The sequence below is a fragment of the Citrobacter sp. Cf136 genome (genome assembly GCF_030333815.1).
GTDB lineage: Bacteria > Pseudomonadota > Gammaproteobacteria > Enterobacterales > Enterobacteriaceae > Citrobacter > Citrobacter freundii.
Window position 1 is genome coordinate 1 of sequence record NZ_JAOWFE010000012.1, and the last position, 664, is coordinate 664.

General features: G+C 42.8%; 1 protein-coding gene. It reads right to left on the reverse strand.

What is annotated here, in order from left to right; translation table 11 throughout:
* On the reverse strand, positions 1-655 hold a 655-nt coding region (locus tag OGV98_RS00500; RefSeq protein ID WP_286550916.1), incomplete at its 3' end, for a helix-turn-helix domain-containing protein.
* Between the last annotated feature and the right edge of the window lie 9 nt (positions 656-664).

Genomic DNA, 664 nt, shown 5'->3' on the forward strand with positions numbered 1-664 from the left:
TTGGAGGATTTTTCTTCATGCCACCAAACCCATCTCTGCGTTTCTCCACTAAAGCTATGAGCCCTATACCACTCAGGTAGGCATGCGTCCTTGGGATGTCCGCTTCCGGAATAGAGGTTTGCAAGTTTATTCTTTCAAATGAAGCACTTGTATAGTGATTGTGGTTGTCTCTAACAGCACATAAGTAGATGAACATCTTTAGCGCATAGAGCTCAATCTTGCTTCTTAATTTAAGCTTATGGAATGCTTCTATCCGTTTGCCATCACGAGATAACAATGCCCTGTAAGGTATCTTGCACCAGTCTTTAGAACCATCAAAGCCAGGAAATCGGTAGATGTTTTTTCGCCCATCTTTATCTACTGATAACACCCCAAGTCCCACTAAGATATCAATACCTGATGATATTGATGATCTGCTCAGGGCTGTTAGTTCTGAGAGCTCCTCATAGGTCACCTGAGCTGAGTAACGTGTTATGTATGCCTCTATGTAGTGACTGAAAACCTCTTTACTTTCCGCTCTCATAGACAGCGCGACATACAGTTTTAAGGCTGCGACCTTATGTGACGGTTTTCCTACCTTGTCATCAATCCATAAAAGCTCTTTTAAGCGCCCATCTAGTACGAACTTTGAAGGCAATTTTACCCAAGGCTTCATTGTTACCCC